The organism is Cyanobacterium sp. T60_A2020_053, from assembly GCA_015272165.1.
Taxonomy (GTDB): Bacteria; Cyanobacteriota; Cyanobacteriia; order Cyanobacteriales; family Cyanobacteriaceae; genus Cyanobacterium.
In genome coordinates, this window is sequence record JACYMF010000030.1 from 12306 (window position 1) to 33251 (window position 20946).

The window sequence follows — 20946 nt, forward strand, 5'->3', positions numbered from 1 at the left end:
ATTACTTTACAATTTTACCTGCCTAGAGCCAATAGCGCCCCCCCATAAGCAGATTCCGTTTGATGTGCCGTCATGATTGGTAACTTTAACTTACCTTGACGAATAGTTGTCCAAACCGCATTTTTTGCACCTCCTCCAGCCGTATAAACTTGAGTCACAGGAGTAGCGCCCATAGTTTCTAATAATTGATAACCTCGATTTTCAATGTCAGCAATCCCCTCCAATAAACCTTGTAAAAATAGGACTTTATTATCTGGTTTAGGTGTTAATTTTGGCTCTAAATTAACATCATTAATGGGGAAACGTTCCCCTTTTTTCAACAGTGGATAATAATTAAAGTTAGTAAATTGAGAAGGATTTATTTGCAAACTTAATTCCTGTAATTCTTGATCAGAAAAATAATATTTTAATACTGCCCCTCCACTATTAGAAGCGCCCCCCACCAACCACAAATCACCAAAGCGATGACTATAAATCCCTGAAGGAAAATGATCTATTTTTGTAGTGCTTAAAAGTTTAATAACCAAAGTTGAACCAAGGGAAGTTACTCCTATTCCAGCTTGACTAGCTCCACTGGCAATAAAAGCACCAATACTATCAGTTGTACCAGTTTTAACCACACATTGAGGATTAATTTGATAATTCTTAGCAATATTTGGGCTAATTAAATCTACTACTTCTCCCGGTGATTTTACTTGGGGAAATAAATCAAAAAAAGGTAAATTTTGTAACCAATTAGGATAGATTAAATTTTCCACATCATAACCTAACTTTAAGATATTATGATAATCACTGATACCTAATTGATTATGTAATAAAAATCCTAACCAATCAGCTTGATTAAGAACATATTTAGCATTATTTGTCAACCCTTTTTTATACCACCAATAGACTTTACTAAGGCTAGAAGTAGCACTTAAAACTAGATGATTTTTGGGAACAAAATGACGCAATTCATCAAGATAAATTTGCCCTCGATTATCGTTATACCAGAGAGGAGAATCAAGGGGATTACCCCACTGATCACATAATATCATGGTGCTAGAAGTGCCATTAATAGCGATAGCTCCTAAATGTTGTTTAATCATCAAAGGAATATCATTAAGTAATGAAAATAACACTTCTTGCCAATGGTGAGGGGCGCTGTAGTTAACAGGATTGACCTTTTTTTGATAAACAATCCCCAAACTTTCATCAATTACCAGCGCCCTTGCCCCAGACGTGCCGAAATCCATTCCCAAATAAAAATCTGACATAGCATTAATCAAAAATTAATTGACCTCCTTCCCTTTTGCTTACCTCAACTCGCAAAAACCGAGCTTAAAATAATCAAAATTTGCAAAAAATAACATTTTATCATCGTATTTCTGATATGCAAATCAAAAATATAGCGTTTTTCATGATAATGAGGTATGTTCATTATTCTCAAGTCCCCCTTTTTAAGGGGGATTTAGGGGGATCATCTTGTACCTCAAAAGGGTGGAAATTGCTATAATTGATACAAAATAGCAATTTATGGAAAATAACTATGATGGCAAAGTCTTTGATTTATAGGCATTTCACCTGATACCTGACACCTCTCCTCACCACTCCACTTTTTCCGCAGACTTTATCTAACCGCTTCAAGAAGACGAGAATAATAAAAACTTGTGCTAGTCATGGCAGTACGCTTAATTTGAAAACCATTATCCTTTAAAATTCTTATAATATCTTCTTCCCGATGTTGATAAGCACGAGTTGCCTTACTCGGGCCTGGAAAAAACTCCCCGATTTTTTTCAATACCGTCAAAAAGGGAGTTTTTGGAGCAAAACTGATAATTAAACGAGATTTAGCAAGGGATGCCAAATGACTAATCATTGTACTAGCATCCTCAGTGGGATAATGAATCAACACATCTAAACAAATAACAGTATCATATTCTCCTCGAATAGATTCCAAATCTTGCACCGCTACCCTAACATTGATGGGATTTTTTACCGTTTCTTTGATTCTTTCAGCGGCTTCTCCTACCATTTTCGCAGAAATATCACTGGCAAAAACCTTTGCCCCTGCTTGAGCAAGGGGAATGGTTAAACTACCAACCCCACACCCGGCATCACAAATGACTAACTCTGACAAGTTGCCATCATCCTGAAGCCATGCCACAACTTTATCAATAGTTTGTTGATGTCCTTGTCTAATATCTAATTGTACCTTATTAACGCTACCATCACCGTAAATATTACGCCAGCGCTCGAAGCCAGTGGCATTAAAATATTCTTTTACTACTTTTTTATCGTCAATTTTATTTTTAACGCTTGTGGTCATAAGAGGGTAAAGTTTTAAATTATTTGTATTACAATCCTTTACTTTATCAAATAATCAAGGGTTTAAAACCTTCCCTTTTAAGGGATTAGTAATTTTAAGGATAGTCAAAATTAAATTTACGATTACTTCTCATTAATTGGTGGTTTTCTTGATGAATATAGATTAGAAAACTCGAAAAATTGAAATTGATTTGTCAAGCATCAGCGCCCTTCACCCTTGACTCGATCTGACACTTTTTGATAGGATAAAAGCATAATGCCATTAAAACTTATCAAGTAATCTTAAAACAATGACAGCTAAAGTGGTAAAAACTGACACAGAATGGAAAGAAATTCTGACACCAGAACAATTTCAAGTAACCAGAAAACACGGTACAGAAAGGGCTTTCACTGGAAAATATCACGATAACAAAGAAAAAGGAATCTATAAATGTGTTTGTTGTGGCAGTGAGTTATTTTCTTCCGAGACTAAATATGATTCTGGCACGGGGTGGCCAAGTTTTTGGCAACCGGCGGAAGAGAAAAATATTGCCTATAAAACTGATGTTAGCTTCTTCATGAGACGTACAGAGGTTTTATGTGCCAATTGTGATGCTCATTTAGGTCATGTTTTTGAAGATGGTCCTCAACCCACTGGAAAGCGTTATTGCATGAATTCTGCTGCGCTAGATTTTACTAAAATTGATAGCTAAAATCATCAAATTTAGGCAAGGATCAAAATTGATTTGTTTTTGACAAGAAGACAATATAAGGATGATCCCCCCCAACCCCCCTTAAAAAGGGGGGAGATTCAGGGAGACAGGAGGATTTTTTACTATTAATTGATTTATTAGTAGTTAAAAACCTCTGAACTTTATACTCGTAGATAGTTTGAGAAAGTGACATTTTTTAGCATGAAACAGCCCTGCCCTTGAGAAGGAGAGACTTTCCTTATTTCACCTTTTATCATCCTTCTCTAAAAGTGACAAAAGAAGGATAATTATTCATTATCAATTATCTATGACTGATAAAATCAATAAGATTGAGCATTTAATACAAAATGCCATTACCGATGGTAGGATAACCCCAGCCGAAAGCGAAATAATTCGCCATGCTGTTTACTTTGATCCTCCTGTCACCACTGAAAAAATACATCTTTGGTGCGAATTACAAATTAAGATTACCAATGCGGAGATTTTATTAGATCATGGATAATAAATTTGGTTATTTTTGAGAAAAAATATTTTATTAGAATTTTTAAATAATAACTAAAATGTCAATAATCAAAATTTTTCTGATATTAATAGGTTAAATTAATTTAGTATTTATCACTTAATCTATTTTTTCAGATTGTAGTAGAGACTTTGTCTGCAAGGTCTCTACATTAACAATTAAATAGCCAATTAATTTTGTTTATTTACTTATTAAGTATCAATTTAATTAACTAACTTTTTGCAAACGAAAATCCTGCAAAACTTGCTCAAAAGTAGCGTTATCTAAAGTTTCTCTTTCGATTAACATATCTACTAATAAATCAATAACAGGACGATAGTTTTTGATAATATTTTTAGCATTTTCGTGACACTGATTAACAATATTTCTGACTTGAAGATCAATTTTTACTGCTACTTCTTGGGAATATTCTGTGCGACTCATGGAGTCACCACCTAAAAACAACGGTTGAGTATCTTCTTCTAAAGCAAAAGCACCTAAATCCGACATCCCAAATTTAGTCACGATTTGCCTCGCCAAATTAGTGATTCTTTCGATGTCATTACTAGCGCCCGTCGTCACTTCATCTTCCCCAAAAACTACCTCCTCGGCTGCCCTTCCGCCTAATAACCCTGTAATCCTTGCGTATAGCTGACTACGAGAAATTAAACCCTGTTCTTCAGACGGAGTAAACCAAGTTAAACCCTGCGCCCTTCCCCGTGGTATGAGAGTGATTTTCTCCACTGGATCATGACCGGGTGTTAAAGTACCTACTAAAGCGTGTCCCACTTCATGATAGGCGATCAACCGCTTACTTTTACTATCCACTAAAGGTGTGCCTTCCATCCCTGCAATAACTCGATCAATGGCTTGATCAATTTCTTCCATGGTGATGGCTTCTTTGCGTTTTCGTGCCGTCAAAATTGCTGCTTCATTAAGTAAATTTGCTAAATCAGCGCCCGAAAAACCCGGAGTGCGCCTGGCAATAGTTTGTAAGTCCACTTCGGGATCAAGTTTTTTGTTACTAGCATGAACATCTAGCACCCCTAACCTACCCTGTAAATCAGGATAGTCCACAATCACTTGACGATCAAATCGACCCGGACGCATGAGGGCACTATCTAGTACATCTGGTCTATTGGTAGCGGCGATAACGATAATACCTGAGTTGCCTTCAAAACCATCCATTTCCGTTAACAGTTGATTTAAAGTTTGTTCTCTTTCGTCATTACCTCCCCCGATACCGCTTCCTCTTTGTCTGCCCACAGCGTCAATTTCATCAATAAAAACTAAACAAGGGGCATTTTCTTTGGCGCGACGAAACAAATCTCGCACTCGGGAAGCACCCACCCCCACAAACATTTCTACAAATTCAGAGCCAGAGATACTAAAAAATGGCACTTCGGCTTCTCCTGCAATGGCTTTGGCTAAAAGGGTTTTACCCGTGCCGGGAGGTCCTACTAATAATACTCCTCTAGGGATTCGGGCGCCCACCGCCGTAAATTTATCGGGGGTTTTGAGGAAAGTTACCACCTCTTGTAATTCTTCTTTGGCTTCTTCAATTCCTGCCACATCATTAAAACCAACGCCCGTTTTTGATTCCATCTGAAATTTAGCGCGAGATTTGCCAAAATTCATCGCTCCACCTGCAGAGTTAGCGGATTTGCGAATTAACAGAAATAAACCGATAATCAAAAATAGTAATAAAGCTAGTTGCATTCCACTAATTACCGCAGTAGCAGAAGCGCCCCTCGTCTCCACCGTAAATTCAATGTCATTTTCCCTAATTTTGCTGATCAATTCTTGATTATTGTTGAATAATCGGACTATTTCCGGTTCATCTTCAGGGGTATTTTGTAGATAGACTGTGGCGTAATTAGTTTCAGGATCAATTTGGATTCTAGTAACTTCCCCCGTCTCAATTTTATTTAGTAAGTCACTATAACTAAATTCCTTTTGCTCATTTTGGGCAATACTAGCACCACCGATGATCATTTGACCAGTGAGGAGGGCGCTGGTAATTAGGGTAATTAAACGATGATTTTTTTTTCTTTGACGGGATTTTTTCACAATCATATCTATTAAATATATTCCATTTTTATCTAATTCTTATTATAGATAGAACAAATAGAGGTTAACATTTCTGATCTATTTTTTTGACCTTAAAAATCAATTTTATTAATACTTTCTCGTACAGATTGAGCAGAATTATGTAAAACCTTTAACTCATCATCTGTTAATTTCAACTCAAGAATTTCCTCAACTCCATGACTACCCAGACGACAAGGCACACCTAAAAATAAATCATTTAAGCCATATTGACCATTCAAATATACTGCGGCGGTTAAAAGACGAGATTGATTAAATAGAATCGACTGAATCATATAACAAGCGGAAGAAGCTGGGGCATAGTAGGCGCTACCAGTTTTTAACAATTTAACAATTTCAGAGCCCCCCACCCTCGTACGTTGTATAATTTGCTCAATTTTATCTGCTGACATCAATTCAGTGATAGGAATACCGCTAACGGTACAATAACGAGGTATAGGTAACATTAAATCACCATGCCCCCCCAAAACCATGCCTTGCACATCGTGAATAGAGACTCCCAACTCAAGCGCAATAAAAGTTTGTAACCGTGCCGAATCTAATACCCCAGCCATACCCATCACTTGCTTAGGGTGGAGGGCGCTGGTTTTCCACACCAAATAACTCATCACATCCAAAGGATTAGTAATAACCAAATAAATTGCATTGGGAGAATATACTAAAGATTTTTCTGTGGCTTCTGTGACAATTTTAGCGTTAATTTTGAGTAAATCATCCCGACTCATACCCGGTTTACGAGCGATACCAGCCGTAATCACCACAATATCAGCATTAGCAGTATCTTGATAATCATTGGTGCCAGTAATTTCACAATGATGAGATTCCAACCCCTGCGCTTCCATCAGATCAAGGGCAATACCTTGGGGTAAACCTTCCACTATATCCAATAAGCAGACATCCGCAAGATTACCCTCAATAAGACGCTGAGAGAGAGTGCGCCCTACATTACCAGCGCCCACCACCGCCACTTTTGCCAACTTGTTAGAAGAAGAAAGATAAGTCGATTCAGTCATAGTAGGGAAGAAAGGGAGAAGGGAGAAGATGTAGGGGTTGAACAATGTTCAACCCATTATCAATTAATTATCAATTACTTCCAAATGGTCTAAACGAAACCATACGCTAGGGGTGGGAGTGTAAAATTTAACTAAAGCATACTCATCATTCAAATCTAAAACCTCTCCCTTACTCTCAAAAATATAGCTAGGGAAACGACTATCACTTGCTTTAGCTTCCAAACTACCTGCTAACTTTTCTCTAATTGCCTTGACAAAAGAACCTTTTTTCAGTTTACCAGCCATATCATTAATCAATAGAATTACAATTTCGTTTTATCTTACCCTGTCTCGGCTAATTATTTTCACGATCTTTAGTTTTTAACTGCGAATTAATCAATTAGATAAATAGCAAAAAATTGTTTCCCTCTCCTATGGGAGAGGGGTAGGGGTGAGGGTAAAAGAATTTATAACGTAACAACCTGATTATGATTATTTATTGGGTTGAGGAGTCATGCGTAAATAAGGCTTGATTTCCGTTACTCCTTTGGGAAACTTCTCTTTGGCTTCTGCGGTGGGAATAGAAGGCACAACCACGCAATCATCGCCATCTTGCCAGTTGGCAGGAGTAGCTACTTGGTGATAATCAGTTAACTGTAAGGAATCAATTACTCTCAAAATTTCGTCAAAATTTCTACCCGTACTAGCAGGATAAGTAATGGTTAATCTAAGTTTTTTGTTAGGATCGATAATAAACACACTCCTAACCGTAAGATTATTTAAAGAATTGGGGTGAATCATGCCGTATAAATCAGCAACGGTACGATCTCCGTCAGCTAGAATGGGATAGTTAACGGTGGTATTTTGAGTTTCGTTAATATCGCTAATCCAACCTTTATGAGATTCTACGTCATCAACACTGAGGGCGATGGTTTTGACGTTACGTTTTTGAAATTCGGACTGCAAACTGGCAACTGTGCCTAATTCGGTGGTACATACGGGAGTATAATCCGCAGGGTGTGAGAAAAGCACTACCCAACTATCCCCAGCCCAATCATAAAAATTAATTTCGCCTTCACTGGAGGCTTGAGTAAAGTTAGGAACAATGTCACCTAATTGTAATGTCATATATTTTAAAATGTCTAATCACGTTTGACCCTTAAATTGTCTCATATTTAACAAATTTTTCTCAAGGGGAAAAGAGATTCTCTTTCGTATCTTTACAAATCGTTACGAATTTATTAAGATTGAGGGTAGTTTCCCTGATAAAATTGTTAGGAAATATACCTAGACCGACCAAATTCAAAAAATATAAAATAAATTTTAAAGTTATCTTAATTGTGGAGGTTGATTTTTGATGAAAATTTGGCAAAGGGTAACGGCATTTTTGAGCTTATTGCTAGTGATGGGGGCGCTATTTGTGGCAACACCTGTTCAAGCACTAGGATTTGACTCTATGTTGGTTAGTAATACAGCTATTTTGGCAGTAGAAAATGAGCGTCGTAATGCTGCTGATGATTTGCTTACCACTGAATTTGGACAAAAAATCGATGTTAATAACAGCGATATTCGTGATTTTAGAGAGTTAAGGGGTTTTTACCCTAAGTTAGCTAGTTTAGTTATCCAAAATGCTCCCTACGAAGCTGTAGAGGATGTTTTAAATATCCCGGGTTTGAGTGAGAAACAAAAGGATAGATTACAAGCTAATCTTGATAATTTTACGGCCACTCCCATGGCTGATGTCTTTAATGAAGGGGATGAGCGCTATAACGCTGGTGTTTATTAATTTTTAGTTAGTTTCAAAGGAGAAGGGCGCTTGTCCTTCTCTTTTTTTCCCTACTTAGGGTTTGCTGATGGGAGGTGTCAGGTATCAGGTTTCAACCTCAGTTCGAGGCAAGAATGCCTGATAAGGGCAGGTTTCAGGTATAATTTTCAGACGATGATCTGATTCGAGCTAAAAATTGAACCGAAAAAATCAATTAAGATATATTTTTTGTCAATTCTTTCACCTAATACCTGACACCTGACACCTATTAAAACTTAACCAAATTTACCGCTAACATAATCTTTGGTCATTTGATCTTCCGGATCTTTAAAAATTTTATCGGTTTCGTCATATTCCACTAAATAACCGACTTTATTACCCTTGTTTCCTACGGCTTCAGCATTGAAGAAAGCGGTTCTATCGGCTACCCTCGTGGCTTGTTGCATATTGTGAGTCACGATAACAATGGTATAATTTTCTTTTAATTCGTGCATCAATTCTTCTATCTTGAGGGTAGAAATAGGGTCTAATGCAGAACAGGGTTCATCCATTAGTACTACTTCGGGTTGGGCAGCGATGGTGCGCGCTATACATAATCGCTGTTGTTGTCCACCAGATAGGGAAAAACCGCTTTCTTTTAGTTTATCTTTCACTTCATCCCATAACACGGCACGACGCAAAGAAGTTTCTACCAACTCATCCATATCACCTTTATAGTCATTAACTCTTGCACCATAGGCTACGTTATCGTAGATAGTTTTGGGAAAGGGATTCGGGCGCTGGAATACCATGCCGATATGTTTGCGCACTTCAATGGGATCAATTTCTTTATCGTAAAGGTCCTGTCCATGATAAGTTACTTTACCAGTGAGGCGAAAAATTTTAATTAGGTCATTAAGACGGTTCAAACATCTTAAAATGGTACTTTTACCACAACCGGAAGGACCAATAAAAGCGGTAATTTTATTTTTGGGGATTTGCAAATTTACTTGTCTGACGGCTTTAAATTTTCCATAGTAAATATCCACATTTTCTAGTGCCATTAGCCCTTGATTAAGATTCGGAGAATCTATATAACTATTTTCTGTATTCATAGTTTTAACAATAAAATTTGGTATTTGATAAAGATATGGTTTTAATAAACTTGCTTACGGGTGGCAAGACGAGCAATAATACTGGTAATTAATACTAGAACTACCAAAATTAGTGAACCAGCCCAAGCCAACTCATTTTGAGCCTCAAATGGTACGATGGCAAAGTTATAAACCAATACTGACAGGGTAGCAATGGGTTCTAGTAGTCCTTGAGGGGATACGTTAGGCCAAAAATTTGAGTATAAAGTTGTAAAGATGAGGGGCGCTGTTTCTCCGGCAGCGCGCGCAATAGACAGAGTTACACCAGTAATAATACCGGGTAAAGCTGCGGGTAAAACGATTTTTAGTACCGTTTGGTAATTATAAGCGCCCACCCCCAAGGCAGCCCAACGAATGTCTTGAGGCACAATTTTTAAGGCTTCATCGCTGGTACGAATAATGGTAGGTAACATTAATACTGCTAACGCTACACCCCCAGCCACAGAGGAAAAACCAACGATTCCTGTTGCTACTAATAAACCATAGGAAAATACCCCCGCAATAATTGAAGGTACACCACTGAGTACGTTAGTAGCAAAACGAATGGCTAAAGCTGTTTTGCCATTATTACTAAATTCAGAAAGATATACCGCAGTTAATACTCCGATAGGTACAGCAATGGCAGTGGCAATACCCACCACCACTAATGTACCGATAATGGCATTGGCTAAACCACCCTCCTCCAAACCGGGAGGCGGTGGTAACTCGGTAAATAAATCAAAACGAAGGCGACTAAAACCTTGCAATAGCACAAAGTACATTACTGCTGCCAACGGCACTAAGGTGACTAACACGCATAGAGTAGCCAAAGAAGTCATAATTTTACCCACGATAGCCCTAGTGCCACCGGGTTTTCTCTTTAAATCAATTACATTACTAGAGTTAGTCATAACAAGTTACTTCCTCTCAAAACTTTATTCGTATTTAGCTTTAATTTGATTAACGATTAATTCAGCGAAGATGTTAACAATGAGAGTAAGAAACATCAGCACTAACCCGGCATACATCAAAGCCGAAACTTGTAAACCACTAGCTTCCGCAAACTGGTTAGCAATCAAAGAGGCGATAGTGTTAGCTGGTTCAAGGATAGAAATGCTCAAACGGTTAGAGTTACCAATAATCATAGTAGCAGCCATGGTTTCTCCCATAGCGCGCCCCAACCCCAACATGACGCCACCGACAATACCAGAAATAGCAGCAGGGATTAAAACTCGGAAAATAGTTTCCCAGCGCGTGGCGCCCAAACCTAAAGAGGCTTGACGTAAATCAGGGGGCAAAGAAGCTAAGGAATCCCGTGAAATGGCGATGACAATAGGTAAAATCATGATAGATAAGACAATACCAGATGGTAACATACCCGGACCAGCCGGAGGACGACTGAAAATAGGAATCCAACCGAGATTTTCAAATAGCCACACCCCCAGAGTTTTACTGATAGGGATAAGAACAAAAATCCCCCATAAGCCATAAACCACACTGGGAATAGCAGCTAATATTTCCACCAAGAAAACTAGAACGGTGCGCAGATTTTCAGGAATAAAGTCCTCACTGAGAAAAATAGCCGCACCTATCCCTAAAGGAATGGCAATGACTAAACCAATGAAGGAACTCATTAAAGTACCGTAGATTACGGCAATAGTACCGTATTCATCAGTAACGGGATTCCAATTACTGTTGTTAAAAAAACTGAAGTTGTACTCCACAATAGCGGGCCAAGCGGCCACCGCAATGACCAAAGCAATACTGAGTAGAATTAAGCCGATTAAAAGAGCGAAAATGTAGGTTAACCAACGAAAACCTGCATCCAGATTTTTCTCCACACTTGATCTCGACTCTATTACTCCCGTGGACTGTTGAGGATAACCAGAAACACTCATTATTCTAATATTTAGTAGTAGTGTGTGACGCTTTTTGAAGTTCTCTTTTAAAAAAGAACTTTAACTTTATACTTATATACGGTCAAGGTTAAGAAGAGTTTAAAACTTCACGGCATATTTTAAGTATTGAACAGAATGAATGCTCCTCCTACTCCAATGTTTCATGGAATAAGAGGACTCAATTTAACTCAATGATTAATTAACTTTGATGGTGTAATCAGGAGAAATTTGATCGGCAACTTCAGCAACTTTAGCCACCACATTAGGAGGTAAAGGAATATAACCCAAAGCAGGAGCTACCTCTTGACCAGTAGTCAACACATACTGAATCGTTGCCTCTAAAGCGGCTGCTTTATCAGGGTCACTGTACTCTTTATAAGCCATGATCCAACTATAAGTAACGATAGGATAAGAGTCTGTACCTTCGGGATCAGTAATAAAGGCTCTTAAATTTTCAGGTAATTCTACGTTAGCAAGAGTTCTTGAGGCTGCTTCATCACTAGGAACAATAAATTCACCAGACCCGTTTGCTATAGCTGCCATTTTAATATTCTTATTGTTTTTAGCATAACCATATTCTACATAACCAATAGCGCCCTCCGTCTGTTGAATGGTGGCGGCTACACCTTCATTACCTTTACCACCTACAAAAGTACCGCCAATAGGTCCCCATTGCACTGTTTTGCCTTCCCCTACTTTCTCAGCCCATTCTGGACTAATAGCAGTTAAATGCTTGGTGAAAAATCCTGTTGTACCACTACCATCAGAACGATGTACAAAAGTAATAGGCTCATCAGGCAATGTTAAATCTGGGTTACTCTCAGTAATGGCAGGATCATTCCATCTAGTGATTTTACCTAAAGTAATGTCCACATAGGCTTGTCTCGTTAGTTTTAAACCTTCTATGCCTTCTAAGTTATAAGCATAAACAATAGCACCAGCGGTCACAGGTAGTAGTAAAGTTCCTCTTTCTACCCTTTCCATCTCTTCATCGGTCATAGCTACGTCACTAGCACCAAAATCCACTGTACCTGCGCTAAATTGTTCTACTCCAGCACCACTACCAACGGATTGATAGTTAACCTGTAATTGAGGTACTTCTTTGTTGAGAGACACAAACCAGTTTTGGTAAAGGGCGGCGGGGAAGGTTGCCCCAGCGCCCGTCAAACTAACAGTGCCATCAAAAGGAAGGTCATAGGCTGATTCTTGCGTTGCTGTGTCTCCACCACCACTCGTTGTAGTGGTATCTGTACCGCCACCGCCACAAGCTACTAAAGCAAAAGCGAGAAAGGCGCTGGAGACTGGTAACAATACTCTATTTTTGATACTTTTTCTGTTTAGTTCTAACATTTAACTATTTATATACATTAACTGAACGGTTCAAGTTCTAATGATAGAACAGCCTAGGTAATTTGTTGGTAAAGGATAGGTTAAGAAAATAATTGATAATTGATAATGGACAATTGATAATGAAAAACTACTAATTATCTCCCCTCTGCTTCCTCTGCTTCCTCTGCTTCCCCTTCTCCCTGTCATGTTTATGGTGGAGGGCGCTGGGGGTAATTTCCTTCCTGACTAATTACTTATTTTGAGTTACATTAAAAAAATGGTTAGATTGTGAATAATGACACAATAAATCTCTGCCAAATTTTCAGCTTTACAATAAATTTAGAAAAAATATGTTATCAAAAAAAATATTAGCGGTGTTATTGACGATAGTCTTAGGATTTACTACCGTTGCTTGTGGTTCTAGTAACGTTAATGCCGATTCTGCAAACAATAGCATTGCACAAGTTAAGAATAATATTCCCGATGGACAATATCCTGTACAACAAGCAACTTTTAATGATCTAGATGGAGAATACCGTCTCATGTTGCTAAATACTCCAACGGGGGTTAAACCGACTTTTGCCACTACTGAGTTAAGAATGGCAAGGTTAACGGAAGAAGAAATTAAAAATGGACAACAAACCTATGTTGACATAAACGGTAATGATGCCGTAATGCACTTAACGGAAGATTTTCGTATTGAATATATCCACAGTGAAACGGAAACTGTGACTAATGCTAATACAGGCAGACAGGAAACGGTGGTTATTCGTCAACAGTCTAGTTTTTGGACTCCGTTTGCGGGCGCTTTGGCTGGTCAAGCTATCGGTAGTATGTTATTCACTCCTCAGTATTATCTCCCCCCTGTTTATTCTGGTGGTACCATGAGGGGTTTTGGTGGATACGGTAATAGTTATAATGATGCAGTACAAAGTTATCGTTCTAATTATAACAGCGCCCCTCCCGTGGAAAAAAATCGTCAAACTTTGCGTACTTCAGGCAGTGTCCGCAATACTAATACCAGTGCGGTAAGGTCGAATAACCCGAATAATAGTAAAGCGACGGGCGCTGGGGTTGGTTCAACTAATTTAAAAACTAATGGCTCATCTACTAAAGTAAAACAACCTAGTAGCAACAGTTTTGGTAGTAACAACAGTTACCGCCGTACTACCCCTCGTCGTAGTAGTGGTTTTGGTAGTAGTCGCCGTCGTCGTTAAATTGGTGCGGAGGGCGCTTTTGAAGCAGGGTGTTTTCAAAGTCGGCATCAAAATGGATTTGTTTAGCAGGGGAAGCAGAGGAAGCAAGGGTGAAAGGGAGAGGGGAGTAATATTTTCTATTATTTGATTAATTATTAGTTAAAAATATCTGGAGGAGTCTTTTTTCATCAAAAAGAATCAAAACTTTTTACTTTTTACTTTTTACTTGTTACTTATTACTTTGTCTCAACTAAAAATTTTAGAATGCAAAAACCCAGTGTAAAAAAAGTGGGGGAATTATCACCATCCAAATTTTGATTTGAGAATTATCATATAAATAGATAAACAAAATTTACTAATTAAAAAATAAATATATGGCTACAAGTAGTAACTTTCGTCAGGCAATCAAAAAAAGTCGCAATAGTGCCATCGTTGGACCTAATGTCATTCCCAATGCCTTACCCTATTTAGGTGGTGGCTTAGTTTTAACTGCTGTAGGTACTTACGGCGGTTTAGGTATAATTCGTTCTAGCCCCGGCATTTTTATGCCAACTTTTATCGTTGCATTAATTGCCGAATTAGTTCTCTTTTTTGTGGTAAGAGGTATCGCCGAAAAAGCTAATAATGCCCTTGCTTTACCCCTTCTTGCGGTTTATAGCCTTTTATCTGGTTATACTCTCAGTGGTTTAGTGTATGTCGCCCTCGGCACTCAAGGAGTAGGCATTAATGGAGTTGCCATCGCTGCGCTAGGTTGTGGCGTTACTTTCATTGTCGGTAGAAATATTGGCTCAAATTTATCAGAGGAAGATGGTTTAGCTTTAACCAAAACTATTTCCATTGCCATGATTGGTTTATTGGTGGTTTTGGTTGGTCAATTATTATTTAGTATCTTTGGGGTTTATACTCCTAGTTGGTTAGAAGTTGGTATTTCTGGTTTTGGAGTGCTTCTTTTTGCTGGTGTTTCTGTGGTTGATTTCTTTATCCTACCTCGCAGTTACCGTGATGAGCAGTATTTATCGGCTGCGCTTTCCATGTATCTTACTTATATCAATTTATTTGTCTTTATTCTTCGTCTTTTAATTGCTATTAATAGCCGTGACTAAAGGGCAAAGGGAAGGAAGTTTAGAATTTAGAATTTAGAAAACAATTACTTCTTCATTCTTCATCCCTTCTCTTATCCATTAATTTTAGCGAGATTTTCGGCAATAACAGCGCCCATCACCGTCCATTTTTCCTCTAAAACAAGATGAGGGGGAAAAAGATCGGAAGCCAAACCCACGGCAAGGGCGCCGGCATCTAAAAATGCTTTAGTTTGTGCCATAGTTACTCCTCCGGTGGGAATGAGGGGATATTGTGCCATAGGACCTTGTAAGGCTTTGATGTAGTTTACCCCTCCTAAACATTGAATGGGAAAAACTTTCACCACCAGCGCCCCTCCCCGAAAAGCGTTAATGATTTCACTGGGGGAAAAAGTACCGGGGATCAAGGGAATTTGACGATTGTGGGCAAAGTTAAGTAAATCTAGGTCAAAATGGGGGCAAAACACGAATTGAGCGCCCGCATCAAGAGCGGTTTTTAAATCAGCTAAATTGATAATTGTACCGACACCAATATAACAATGGGGATATTTTTGGCGTAAATAAGCGGTGAAGGGCGCTGGGTTAATACTATTCCAAGTCACTTCAATTAACCTAATACCAGCATTAATAGCAGTTTCTGCCATTTTCTCGGCAATGTACCAACTATCGGCACGAATTACAGCGATAATACGATGTCTCCTTAATATAGATAGGCAATTTTCCCACATTTCATCTTTAGCCATATATAAATCAATTTACTACAACATTATATTTTTTCACAGTATCTTCGGCTTTTAGCCCGAAACGAATCAACAGACTAAGTATTTTTAAAGTAAAGTAAGTCTCAAAAGATTTTGCCCTCACCCCAACCCCTCTCCCACAGCAGGGTGTTTTCAAAGTCAGGATCAAAATTGATTTGTTTTTGACAAGAAGACAATATAAGGATGATCCCCCCCAACCCCCCTTAAAAAGGGGGGAGATTCAGGGAGACAGGAGGATTTTTTACTATTAATTGATTTATTAGTAGTTAAAAACCTCTGAATTTCAGATTATTGGCTAGTTTGAGAAACTAACATTTTTGAGAATGAAAACGCCCTGCTCCCACAGGAGAGGGGCTATCAAAATTATTGGTAATCAGTAGGTGAGCAAAATTAATTGGATATTTCATTCTCGATGTAGAGAGGTTGGGTGCAACGTCTCTGCTGAAATGTCAGAAACTAATAACCATGTAGTTTGTGACAGGGTAGGGAAACTAAAAAAGATATAATTTCTTTATAACAAATTATTTTATTTAAACATGACTAATTCTCAAAATATAAAAGCCTTAGCACAATTAATGGCAGCAGATTTTAGTAATCAACAACAAGCATGGGATAATCCGCCTTTTTTTGCTCACATTCGAGTATGTATGCGCCCTCTACCCTTATCATTACTCGGTGAAGTGAGCTTTTTTTTAGAACAGGCGTACGATTTTTTGTTGACGCAACCCTATCGTTTACGGGTGTTTACCATTCAAAGTGTCGAAAATCATTTAGAGTTAGTACATTATAAACTCAAAGAGGAAGAAAAATTTTATGGTGCTTCCCGTGATTTACCTCGACTACAACAATTAACCCTCAATCATCTGGAAAAAATGAACGGTTGTGATATGATTGCCCACAATGATGGCAACGGGTTTAAAGGTTTTGTTAAACCGGGCAAAGCCTGTATTGTCGTGCGCAAAGGTAAAGAATCTTATTTAGATAATAGTTTTGAAATTGACCAACAAAAATTGATTAGTTTTGATCGAGGGCGCGATTTAGTAACCGATGAGTTACTATGGGGATCGGTAGCTGGACCTTTTCATTTTACTAGGGTACAGAGTTTTGCCCATGAAGTTGAAAATAATGGATAATGGATAATTGATAATGGACAATTGAAAGTTGGATTCTGCTGAATAAATCAAAACCCTTTTAAAACAAAGGTTTTAAGCATAATTAAACTCTAAAAAAGTGCCAAAAATAATCTTTTTTCTCCAAAAAATCTGTATTTCTGGTATGGGAATCGAAAATAATTGACACAAAATAGCAATTTATGAAAAATAACTATTTGGCTAAAGTCTTTAATTTATAAACATTTAACCTAACACCTGACCCCCGAAACCTGACACCTCCTCTCACTAAAATACTTTTTCAGCAACCCCTAAGTGTTTTGATTAATGTTTCGATTTCTGATTCGAGGGTAAAATAATGAACACAGGCGCGCACACAACTAGGATAAGCCAGAGTGCGGAGGAAAAAGCGCCCTCCCTCCAAGTTATTAACGATATGTTGAGGTTGCTCAACGTAAAAAGATACTAAACCAGATTGAGGAGGTTTCATGGTGACACATTGTATGCCATCGATTTTGTCTAATTCTGTCCAGAGATATTCACTTAATTGACAAATACGCTCATAACGGCGCTGATTATCGCCCCATTGCTGATGAAACTCCAGCGCCCTCCGCAGCCCCATATATAATGGATAAGCCGAAGTTGCCACCTCATAAATTCTTCCGTCATCATAAAAAGGTAGATCAGGATTGGCAAAATCTAAACCGCGCCAACCGATAAAAGTAGGCAGTAAAGGAGGGTTTAAATTCGGTTTAACATACAAAAATCCTACCCCAGCAGGACCACAAAGCCATTTATGCCCCGTGCAACCGTAAAAATCAGCGCCCGTCGCCGGTAAATCGAGGGCTAACAACCCGGCGGATTGCGCTCCATCTACCAATACTTGTAACGGTTTTGCACCACGGTAATTATGACATAAATCACAAATTTCCTTTAATGGCAACACTTCCCCCGTATTCCACAACACATGACTAATAACTAATAAACGGGTACGACTTGATAAATTATTACTGATAATTTCAAGTATGTTACTTGTTTGATTGGTAATAGCACAAGTTTTGAGAATTACTCCAAATCGTTTCGCTATTTCCTGACAGGAAGCAATCACCCCCGGATGTTCGGCATCCGTTAATAAAATTTCATCCCCCGATTGCCATGGAATGCCCCACAAAGCGATATTACAGCTACCTGTGACATTTTCTGTTAAAGTAATATTTTCCTTTTCACACTGGGTGAGGTGCGCTAAAACTTCTCTCGTGGCTTCCATTTCGGTATTAATCCAACTATTGATTGCCATGCCGAAAGGACCTATTTTATCGATGTATTGATAACCGTCGATGATGGCTGTTAAAGCTGGTTGCGGTAAAATTCCTTGACCGCCATAATTGAAGTAATACTTATCTTGTAAACCGGTGAAGGGCGCTCTAATTTTGGCGATATTATCAATCATTATATCAAGTCCGTTTAATCACTCACAAATTACTAATATCAATATCTTAGTTCAATTTACTAGACATCTCCAACAATTAGAATTTTTGCACCGTGAAACAGGCATCTTGCCTGTGTTTCGGGAGAAGTCTAATCCTCCTATAGCTTCAACCTAATCAAACAATAAATATAAAGTTCCTGATAATTTTTTGTAGAATAAAGAATATTAATCATCAATAACTTTAAAATATGACTACGCAGACCATCGATTTAGCTGAAACAATTTTAACAAAGATTAAAGACTTATCACCAGAGCAACAGCAAGAAATTTTAGATTTTACCGAATTTATCAGCCATAAATACAATAATAATTCAGAGAAAAAAACTACAACTCCTCAAAAAAGAGTCGCTGGTTTATATGAAGGCAAGGGTTGGGTAAGTGATGACTTTAATGATCCTTTACCTCCAGCCGTGTTAGGAGAAATTGTATGAAAATATTATTAGATACCCATGCTTTTATTTGGTGGAGTTTAACTCCTGAGAAATTATCATTATCTGGTTTAAATTTGATAGAAAACCAAGAAAATAATTTATATCTAAGTATTGCTAGTGTTTGGGAAATGCAAATCAAAATATCCATTAATAAATTACACTTTGATAATCTCTTATCAGATATAATCATTCATCAAAAAAATATTAATAATTTGGAAATTTTACCCATAGAGTTAGAACATATTTGGCAGTTAAAAAACTTACCTTTACACCATAAAGACCCTTTTGATAGAATGTTAATTGCTTAAGGAATAACAGAAAAGATGCCTATTTTAAGTATTGACTCCGTTTTTGAAAATTATTCCATTGATGTTATTTGGTAAACTAATTTTACAGTATTTTTATAGCTCTTCTACAGTAATTATGATAAACTAAAAAAAATAACCTTTACCCAATAGCATTTATAGAAAAATAAAAGCTAAAAGTTTATAAATTCTTCCTTAATAATTCTCTTTTCCTTTTTCCCTAGCTAAACTAATAATTTATCATACTCAAAGTAATAGAGCCATTTTTTATAGCTATTATCTATGAATAAATCATCAACTTTTTGCCCAGTACCAGAAGAACAACAACCAGTAAATGAGTATCAAGAATTGAGTCAATCGGGGTTTTTTCGGTGGGTAGCATTACCAAAGTGGCAATTTTTGCGTAAATTAACCAAAGTTTGGGCATTAAGTTTATTCCTCACAGCGCCCATCGCCGCCGCCAGTTTTCCTCCCGATGAAGAATTAATACGTTTTGTGATTGCCAGTGCCATGGGGGGAGGTTTTTTTGTAGCCTTAGCATTAATTAGACTGTATCTCGGTTGGCAACATATCGGTAGTCGTCTGCTCAAAACTAAAATTGTTTACGAGGAGTCTAGTTGGTATGATGGACAAGTGTGGGAAAAACCCCTTGAAATTTATAATCGAGATCGCTTAATTTTTAATTATCAAGTGGAGCCACTCTTGAAAAGATTACAAAAAAGTAGTTTACTATTACTCGGTTTAATGGTGACGGGCGCTGGGATATTCCTCATATTTTAACATCTGGGAGAGTTGAACTTAGTTAAACCCATTCTCAATATAAGTGATTTCTTGATGAGAGATTATTTACAAAACTTTACTTAGATAACGAAAATATTGTAAACTACCACAAGAAAACAAAATAATTAGAGGAAGGAGCAAAAAACAGCAATGCAGTCGTCCGCATCTGTATTGAAAACAATACCCAAAGAATATCTTAAAGCGCCCGATGGTTTAAACCCCAATGTAATCATGTTTATCACCGCAATTTTACTAATCACATTATCTACCTGTGGTTACTTCTTGTGGGGTTGGGCAGATTGGATTTGCTTTAGTGCAAATGTTCTTGCCTTGCACTTATCGGGTACAGTCATTCATGATGCCTCTCACAATAGTGGTCATCGTAACCGTATTATTAACGCTATTTTAGGACATGGTAGCGCCCTCATGCTGGGTTTTGCCTTTCCTGTCTTTACAAGAGTACATTTACAACACCATGCCCATGTTAACGATCCTGACAACGATCCGGATCACTTTGTTTCCACGGGTGGTCCATTGTGGATGATTGCCGCCCGATTTTTCTATCACGAAATCTTTTTCTTCAAACGCCAGTTATGGCGTAAATATGAACTACTGGAATGGTTTTTAAGCCGTCTCTTTTTAGTTACAGTGGTATTTCTGGGCATTCATTACGGTTTTATTGGCTATATCATGAATTTTTGGTTTGTACCAGCCTTAGTGGTAGGTATTGCCCTAGGATTATTCTTTGATTATTTGCCCCATCGACCCTTTCAAGAGCGTGACCGTTGGAAAAATGCTAGAGTATATCCCAGCGCCCTCCTCAATGTGCTAATTTTAGGTCAAAACTATCACTTAGTACATCATTTATGGCCTTCCATTCCTTGGTATAAATATCAATCGGCTTACTACGAAGCAAAGCCGATTTTAGATGCCAAAGGATGTGAGCAATCTTTGGGCTTAATGAATGGTCAAAATTTTGGGAGTTTTCTTTACGATCTTTTTCTCGGTATTCGTTTTCACGGCAAACATTAATAATTTGTAGGTTGGGTTGAGGATACGAAACCCAACAAAATCTCGCCCTTTTTGAATCTTT

21 protein-coding genes and 1 pseudogene are annotated in these 20946 nt (G+C 37.9%); 10 read left to right on the plus strand and 12 right to left on the minus strand.

Going from position 1 to position 20946, the window contains the following annotated elements; all coding sequences use genetic code 11:
- Positions 1–14 precede the first annotated feature (14 nt).
- Both IGQ45_04575 and IGQ45_04580 read right to left on the minus strand, forming a co-directional pair.
- The gene (locus IGQ45_04575) at positions 15–1256 is read right to left on the minus strand and encodes an FGGY-family carbohydrate kinase (protein ID MBF2056501.1); all 1242 of its coding nucleotides are present in this window, start codon (positions 1254–1256) and stop codon (positions 15–17) included.
- Positions 1257–1609: 353 nt separating this feature from the next.
- Entirely contained in the window at positions 1610–2308 is a 699-nt protein-coding gene (locus IGQ45_04580) for a magnesium protoporphyrin IX methyltransferase (protein MBF2056502.1), read from the minus strand.
- Positions 2309–2597: 289 nt separating this feature from the next.
- On the opposite strand from IGQ45_04580, the gene msrB reads away from it, so the two are divergent.
- Positions 2598–2999, plus strand: a complete 402-nt coding sequence (gene msrB, locus IGQ45_04585; GenBank protein MBF2056503.1) for a peptide-methionine (R)-S-oxide reductase MsrB — start codon at positions 2598–2600, stop codon at positions 2997–2999.
- A gap of 307 nt (positions 3000–3306) precedes the next feature.
- Positions 3307–3501 (plus strand): hypothetical protein, encoded by a 195-nt coding sequence (locus tag IGQ45_04590; GenBank protein ID MBF2056504.1) that lies wholly within the window; start codon positions 3307–3309, stop codon positions 3499–3501.
- A gap of 225 nt (positions 3502–3726) precedes the next feature.
- Here IGQ45_04590 and ftsH read toward each other — a convergent pair whose 3' ends face one another.
- From ftsH to IGQ45_04610, 4 genes are all read right to left on the minus strand, one after another.
- Positions 3727–5574: an ATP-dependent zinc metalloprotease FtsH gene (gene ftsH, locus IGQ45_04595; protein MBF2056505.1), complete on the minus strand. Its 1848-nt coding sequence runs from the start codon at positions 5572–5574 to the stop codon at positions 3727–3729.
- A gap of 86 nt (positions 5575–5660) precedes the next feature.
- Positions 5661–6620, minus strand: a complete 960-nt coding sequence (gene mdh / locus IGQ45_04600) for a malate dehydrogenase (protein MBF2056506.1) — start codon at positions 6618–6620, stop codon at positions 5661–5663.
- 63 nt (positions 6621–6683) lie between these two features.
- Positions 6684–6905 (minus strand): NAD(P)H-quinone oxidoreductase subunit O, encoded by a 222-nt coding sequence (locus IGQ45_04605; protein MBF2056507.1) that lies wholly within the window; start codon positions 6903–6905, stop codon positions 6684–6686.
- A 186-nt stretch (positions 6906–7091) separates the two neighbouring features.
- The gene (locus IGQ45_04610; protein MBF2056508.1) at positions 7092–7727 is read right to left on the minus strand and encodes a peroxiredoxin; all 636 of its coding nucleotides are present in this window, start codon (positions 7725–7727) and stop codon (positions 7092–7094) included.
- 229 nt (positions 7728–7956) lie between these two features.
- On the opposite strand from IGQ45_04610, the gene psbU reads away from it, so the two are divergent.
- Positions 7957–8385, plus strand: a complete 429-nt coding sequence (gene psbU / locus IGQ45_04615) for a photosystem II complex extrinsic protein PsbU (GenBank protein ID MBF2056509.1) — start codon at positions 7957–7959, stop codon at positions 8383–8385.
- Positions 8386–8639: 254 nt separating this feature from the next.
- Here the strand turns inward: psbU and pstB are convergent, their stop codons facing one another.
- The 4 genes from pstB to pstS form a co-directional block, all read right to left on the minus strand.
- Positions 8640–9458, minus strand: a complete 819-nt coding sequence (gene pstB, locus IGQ45_04620; protein ID MBF2056510.1) for a phosphate ABC transporter ATP-binding protein — start codon at positions 9456–9458, stop codon at positions 8640–8642.
- Positions 9459–9499: 41 nt separating this feature from the next.
- Positions 9500–10387, minus strand: a complete 888-nt coding sequence (gene pstA, locus IGQ45_04625; GenBank protein MBF2056511.1) for a phosphate ABC transporter permease PstA — start codon at positions 10385–10387, stop codon at positions 9500–9502.
- 24 nt (positions 10388–10411) lie between these two features.
- Positions 10412–11374: a phosphate ABC transporter permease subunit PstC gene (gene pstC / locus IGQ45_04630; protein ID MBF2056512.1), complete on the minus strand. Its 963-nt coding sequence runs from the start codon at positions 11372–11374 to the stop codon at positions 10412–10414.
- A gap of 195 nt (positions 11375–11569) precedes the next feature.
- Positions 11570–12724, minus strand: coding sequence for a phosphate ABC transporter substrate-binding protein PstS (gene pstS, locus IGQ45_04635; protein MBF2056513.1), 1155 nt, complete (start codon positions 12722–12724; stop codon positions 11570–11572).
- A gap of 329 nt (positions 12725–13053) precedes the next feature.
- Here pstS and IGQ45_04640 point away from each other — a divergent pair, with 329 nt between their 5' ends.
- Complete coding sequence (locus tag IGQ45_04640) at positions 13054–13920, plus strand: hypothetical protein (GenBank protein MBF2056514.1); 867 nt, start codon at positions 13054–13056, stop codon at positions 13918–13920.
- Between the two features lie 353 nt (positions 13921–14273).
- A complete protein-coding gene (locus tag IGQ45_04645; GenBank protein ID MBF2056515.1) occupies positions 14274–15002 on the plus strand; it encodes a US12 family protein in 729 nt (242 codons plus the stop codon).
- 71 nt (positions 15003–15073) lie between these two features.
- Here IGQ45_04645 and IGQ45_04650 read toward each other — a convergent pair whose 3' ends face one another.
- Positions 15074–15685, minus strand: coding sequence for a bifunctional 4-hydroxy-2-oxoglutarate aldolase/2-dehydro-3-deoxy-phosphogluconate aldolase (locus tag IGQ45_04650; GenBank protein MBF2056516.1), 612 nt, complete (start codon positions 15683–15685; stop codon positions 15074–15076).
- 590 nt (positions 15686–16275) lie between these two features.
- Between IGQ45_04650 and IGQ45_04655 the strand changes: the two genes are divergently transcribed.
- The gene (locus IGQ45_04655) at positions 16276–16872 is read left to right on the plus strand and encodes a chromophore lyase CpcT/CpeT (protein ID MBF2056517.1); all 597 of its coding nucleotides are present in this window, start codon (positions 16276–16278) and stop codon (positions 16870–16872) included.
- Between the two features lie 277 nt (positions 16873–17149).
- Here the strand turns inward: IGQ45_04655 and IGQ45_04660 are convergent, their stop codons facing one another.
- Complete coding sequence (locus IGQ45_04660) at positions 17150–18298, minus strand: aminotransferase class V-fold PLP-dependent enzyme (protein ID MBF2056518.1); 1149 nt, start codon at positions 18296–18298, stop codon at positions 17150–17152.
- Between the two features lie 227 nt (positions 18299–18525).
- Here IGQ45_04660 and IGQ45_04665 point away from each other — a divergent pair, with 227 nt between their 5' ends.
- The 4 genes and pseudogenes from IGQ45_04665 (at position 18526) to IGQ45_04680 (ending at position 20885) form a co-directional block, all read left to right on the plus strand.
- Complete coding sequence (locus tag IGQ45_04665; GenBank protein ID MBF2056519.1) at positions 18526–18768, plus strand: DUF2281 domain-containing protein; 243 nt, start codon at positions 18526–18528, stop codon at positions 18766–18768.
- A pseudogene (locus IGQ45_04670) lies at positions 18765–19151 on the plus strand (type II toxin-antitoxin system VapC family toxin). The gene IGQ45_04665 and the pseudogene IGQ45_04670 overlap by 4 nt, the downstream one beginning before the upstream one ends.
- A gap of 204 nt (positions 19152–19355) precedes the next feature.
- Positions 19356–19853 (plus strand): CGLD27 family protein, encoded by a 498-nt coding sequence (locus IGQ45_04675; GenBank protein MBF2056520.1) that lies wholly within the window; start codon positions 19356–19358, stop codon positions 19851–19853.
- A gap of 150 nt (positions 19854–20003) precedes the next feature.
- Complete coding sequence (locus IGQ45_04680) at positions 20004–20885, plus strand: fatty acid desaturase (protein MBF2056521.1); 882 nt, start codon at positions 20004–20006, stop codon at positions 20883–20885.
- Positions 20886–20946 lie beyond the last annotated feature (61 nt).